This window comes from Streptomyces sp. NPDC005533 (assembly GCF_042871845.1).
Lineage (GTDB): Bacteria > Actinomycetota > Actinomycetes > Streptomycetales > Streptomycetaceae > Streptomyces.
In genome coordinates this window covers 1-5090 of the sequence record NZ_JBIAJH010000119.1, presented here as the reverse complement: position 1 = coordinate 5090, position 5090 = coordinate 1, and the positions used below count along the sequence as shown (strand labels likewise).

Sequence of the window (5090 nt, the reverse complement as noted above, 5' to 3'; positions counted from 1 at the left end):
GCGATCTCCCACAGCCCGTCTGGAACAATCCAACTCCACGTGCCCCGCCCCATACCGACGTCAACGACGCCTCACCACATAGGACACGGTCTAAGGCTGGAGAAGCCCGTCGAACTCGTCACCACGGACCAGCCCGACACCGTTGTCGCCCGCCTGCTGGAACGGCCTGTGAAGGCCACTCTCCGACGGTAGCCGACTCCCTGGTTCGGGCTTCGGTGGACGACGCTCACGGTGAAGACATTTGTGATCATGCCCAGGAGACCCGCGGGGTGCAGCAAGAAGCGCAGGTGGCGGTCACGCAGGAGCGCGGCGCTCTGTTCACGCGACAGAGAAACACGTTCAGTTCGGGCGTCGAGGCCTTGCCGACCTCTTAGGTCGGGAATCCCTCGGTATGAGCCAGGACGACGATGTCGTCGACGAGATGCTCTCGCGGGAAGTACCCCCGGCCCATCAAGACGACAATGTCGAAGTGGCGCCGGCCAGTCTCGACTGCCTCGCGCAGCGGGGCATCGTTGCCGCAAGAGTTGCCCGGCTCGCGCTCGCTCCAGGGCGTGCGCTGCTCGACGAGTTGGCCCTGGCCCTTCGTTGCATCGTGAGGCAGGAGGATGGTGCTGGTTGCCTGCTGCGTCCTGCGGGCTCGGCTCTTGGCCCCGCTGGCACCGGCCTTCGGCATGATCGATCTCCGCTCCAGGCCCCCACACGCCCCGCAGAGTCGATGACGCGGATGGACTGATCCAGCGACGGGACCGCCCCTCAGGCACGATGGCCCGGGTGTCCTTCACCTGAAGCATGACCGTCGTGGGGTACGGCCGTCAGGCTCGCGGCGTGCGCTTCCTGCCGCAGCGCGGACAGTACCAGGGCCCAGCCGCCTGCGCGGGCAAGGTCGCCAGCGGCGCGTCGGTGGCCGAGCGGCCGGTCCGGGCCGAGGAGCCCTGCTCGGGCCTTGCGCAGCGGCCTCATCCAGGCGCGACGTGGTCGCGACCTGGGCAGGCCTCCGATTCCACGTCCGTCCCCGGCGCTGCATCCGCCCGCGTCGGGGCTCCGCTGCGTACATAAGCACCTGCACTTCTGCTTCCCAGGGGCGCTGCAGGACCTCCCACGCTCTTCGGAGTTGCCGGATGCAACGTGGCAGCCGGAACAGGGATTGCATCGCACATATGGCCAATAAATGATATTCAGCCCCTTATTCGGATTGGCGTGATGCTGACCTTGATTACCCAAAGGGCTCATGCCCGGGAGCGAGGCACGCCCCGGTTACCCGGGCCGCTTGAACGCTCCGGGCGCCCAAGGGCCACCCGGGGAAACGGCCGGCGGGCAGTAGCCGCAGGCGGGCCTCTGGCTGGAAACCTCGCGCCTGACGTGCCCATGATTGACTTAATCTTCACTACACATCCAGAAGTCGGATCGCGATTATGAATACATGCGAACCGTGCGAAAAATATTGACTGCCAGTCTGGTGGCCGCCGCTTCAGCAGCCGCGACAATCGGGACAGTTCCCGCTGCTCACGCAGACGATTTCAGAGGCTGCAAAACGCCGCACTTCTGCTTTTATGAAACGTATGAGGACTACAGTCAGGCGACCCCGACGGCGAAGTATCGGACAATCACCAACCGCTACCAGAAACTGGGTCCCGGCGCCTACGGAGCCCGCGTCGGTCGGAATGCGAGCAACCGTAACCGCGCATACATCCGCTTCACCTTCGGCGGGAAAGTTTACGATCAATGTGTTAACCCAAATTCATGGTTCTGGCTTGGCGCGCCTTCGATGACCGTGACCCACATCAGGATCGATAGAGAGGCAGCCTGCCCGGCCCCCGGCGCCGCTGCCGTTAGCTGATCCAGGCGCACCCGTCCCGTCGGCCAGGGGCGCCCCCCATGCCGACGGCAGAGAGGGGCGCCGGCATGCCCATCTGCCCCTGCCCTGCTTTGCGTTAGAAGGTGCTCGGGGCGGTCCGGGATGGCGGACTGCGAGCGTATTTGTCCAAGTGTGGCGAAGACGCAGCCGCCGGTCACTGCCTCCCCGGCGAGACCGGGTCGGCGAACAAGCGGGTCTCTCCGACGACAAGGAAAGGATTTCACGTGGCTATTCGCCTGCTTTCCGGCACACGCAGCACAGCCGTGGCCGCAGCAGCACTGACTGCGATATCAGTTCTGCTCACAGCAGCACCGGCGCAGGCCCGAGCAGCTTCTGAACCCTGTGGGACAGAGGTTAAGCAACGTATTGACGGATTCCAGGGGAGCGCCACCGTCGGCGGTGTCACCATGACCGTTGCTTTCCGTGAAGGATTCCCCGAACCCTCCGTCTCCAGTGAGGAGACCGGCCACCGCCCCGTGCGCCGGTATACCTACGTCCTCAGCGATACCGGCACCTCCGGAGGAGACGGCTACACCATCAAATGGGGAGCAATATTTCCGATCACCTGGTACAACGCCTATCAGAGCACGATGGTGCTGTGTGAGGGATCGGGTGATTCGCGCTTTGTCGTGCAGATGAGGGTCCACAGCGACGTGACCGGGAACACCTACATCATCGACAGGAATACCTGACCCGGCCTGTAATCCTAAACGGGGGTGCCAGCGAATCCGGAGTAGGGTGGAGGCAACAGGACCCCGGCCGCTAGCGGTGTTGATTCCAATCGACGCTGCCGGAGGCCCGGGGCCCTGCTGGTTGCTTGACTTCCGCTCCCCTTCCTAAAGGACTTCGTTGGGAAATCTGCGATTCGGGCGGGATGAGTAGTTGATCTCCCTGTTGCAGTGCTTGCAGGAGGGTGGGGCTGGTGTCGTAGGAGCCGCGGCCGGTGGGTGGGGTGCCGGAGCTGACTGCGTGGGTGGTGCGGGCGGCGTTCTTGAAGGCAACGCTGGCCGTTCGGGGTCGGGAGGTGCTGGGGCCGGTGTTCGAGGATGAGGCCTTCGCCGCGGCGTTCACGCCGCGTGGCCGCCCGGCAGTGTCGCCCGGCGCGCTGGGGCTGGTGTTGCATTACGCCGAGAGGGCTTGTCGGACCGGCAGGCAGCCGACCAGGTCAGGGCCAGGAGGAACTGGAAACCCTGCTCGGCGTCCAGCTGGATGATCCGGGGTTCAACTTCACCGCCTGGGAGACTTCCGCTCGCGTCTGCTCGCCCATGGCCTGGAGAAACAGCTCCGGGACACGGTGCTGGAGCGCAGGCGGGGCTGATGCGCGCGGGCGGGCACCTATGCACGGACTCACGCTTGTGCTGGCCTCCGTGAGGTCGCTGAACCGGATGGAGTTCGTCGGCGAGACCCTGCGGGTGGCTCTGGAAGCCCGGCTGTCCCACAGCGAAGCAGACTCTCTATAGAACTCCCGGGCACGGCGTGCCCGGCGAACCATCATCGTCCTCGCAGTAACAGCGCACCACCTGGGTGCACGCGACCAAGCAGGGCCCCGACAGATCCTGGCGGGTGACGTCCTCGCCACCCACGCCGCCGGCAGCGCCGAACCGGGGCCGTACGGGCGACAGTGTCCGCGTGCGACAACTGCGCGGCGGACATCTGGAGACTGGGCAGCCCTGTCGGATCACTCGATGCTGTCGGACAGACGCAGGTCCCCAAAACCAGGCCGCCTCGACGGAAGGCAATGATCCGGGAAGCCCCACCACCGTCGGCACCGTCACCCCAGGGTTCCGCATAATTCGCTGTGCTATCGACCCGATTGCTAGTCTGACCTGGGGAAACGTGGCGCACTCGGCTTGGAGGCGTTTCCCAATGTGAGGGTAGGGCTGCTGGGCAGGGGGGATGGGGGCTGCCCTAGACGACCTTCTTCGGGGTGAGAATCCTCAGCTTGGCGAGTACGTCGAGCTGTGCCCGGAAAGAACGGTGAACTGGCCGAGGGTGCCGGCTGGGCCTGTGAAGACGCCCAGGTGGAGGGGCCGAGTTCGCTGCGGATCTGGGGCTACCCGCCGGCGACGATCGCATGTGCGGACCCCAGGCACTCGCCCCGGTACGGCTGAGCCGAGAGGCGGCGCGGGCTGCGTCTTCGCCGGGTTTGTCCGGAAAGCTGAGGCCGCTGCACATGGCCTGTCACAATGGGCTGGTGAACGATGAAGAACTCCTTGACCGGGTCCGGGAGATGCATGAGCGTGGCAGCTCGCCCAAGCGAATCGCCAAAGCGCTCGGGCTGCGGCCGTCCGCCGTCGCCCCACTGGTACGCCAGATCGCCTCGCTTCAGCAGACCCACGCCGACCCGGCCAGCCGGGCCCTGCTGGGATGCTGGATCAGCCCAGGCTGGAGTGCTGGCCTGGGCCTGGACGACGCCCCGCCCCAGTGGGCCGCCGCCGACCCGATGGGGGCGACCGATCCCGCCACCGGGGGCCTGGCCAAGGTTCTGATCGCCCGCCAGGAACGGGCCAGCCGCGCGAGCGTGTGCGGATTCCTGGTCGACCTGTACTGCCTGGGCGTCAAGGACGCTCTTGGCCCGGTCGTCATGGGCTCCGGCTCCCTCACCACCTACAGCCGCGACTACTTCGCCGCGTTCGACGCCCCGGCCCTCCCCGCCCCGATCGACCTCGCCCAGAACCTCGTCCACGGCGCGGTCGCCTACGCCCACGCTCTCGGCTTCGAGCCCGCCCCCGACTACGCAGACGTCGCCCCGTACCTCGGCACCCCGGACATTCCTGCGCCGATCCGCTTCGGACGCGACGGCACACCGTTTTACTTCGCCGGGCCCCACGACAATCCGAGCGCCGTCGTCCGGACTCTGGAAGCCACTGTTGGCCCCGGCAACTACCATTACGTCGCCGCTTTGTAGGCATTTGCCCCCGCGGCGCAACTACCCTCTGCGCGCACCGGCACGATTCACCCCCCCCTGATCTTCGCTGGGTACCCCCGGCTTCTCCCAGGGGTGAAAGCGATCTTTGGCCCGGAGGTGCGGAGCGCCGGAGTTCGCCGCGGGCTTCCGCCGGGTCATGAATGCCTGGACAGCGGCGGTGGCGGCCTGTTCGGCGAGTCCTCGCTGGCGGGGAAGGGACACGGCGTTCTCCTTAAGACCGTGTCCTATGTGGTGAGGCGTCGTTGACGTCGGTATGGGGCGGGGCACGTGGAGTTGGATTGTTCCAGACGGGCTGTGGGAGATCGC

The 5090-nt window shown here is 66.2% G+C and carries 4 protein-coding genes; 3 read left to right on the top strand and 1 reads right to left on the bottom strand.

The genetic code is table 11. The features are described 5' to 3' along the window. Positions 1–370: 370 nt before the first annotated feature. On the bottom strand, positions 371–673 hold the full coding sequence (locus ACFYP3_RS36940) for a hypothetical protein (protein ID WP_388842438.1): 303 nt from the start codon (positions 671–673) through the stop codon (positions 371–373). Positions 674–1420: 747 nt separating this feature from the next. Between ACFYP3_RS36940 and ACFYP3_RS36935 the strand changes: the two genes are divergently transcribed. The 3 genes from ACFYP3_RS36935 (at position 1421) to ACFYP3_RS36925 (ending at position 4763) form a co-directional block, all read left to right on the top strand. Beyond that, positions 1421–1837: a hypothetical protein gene (locus tag ACFYP3_RS36935; RefSeq protein WP_388842436.1), complete on the top strand. Its 417-nt coding sequence runs from the start codon at positions 1421–1423 to the stop codon at positions 1835–1837. A gap of 242 nt (positions 1838–2079) precedes the next feature. After that, a complete protein-coding gene (locus ACFYP3_RS36930) occupies positions 2080–2547 on the top strand; it encodes a hypothetical protein (protein WP_388842434.1) in 468 nt (155 codons plus the stop codon). A gap of 1502 nt (positions 2548–4049) precedes the next feature. After that, complete coding sequence (locus tag ACFYP3_RS36925; RefSeq protein ID WP_388842432.1) at positions 4050–4763, top strand: hypothetical protein; 714 nt, start codon at positions 4050–4052, stop codon at positions 4761–4763. Positions 4764–5090: the final 327 nt, after the last annotated feature.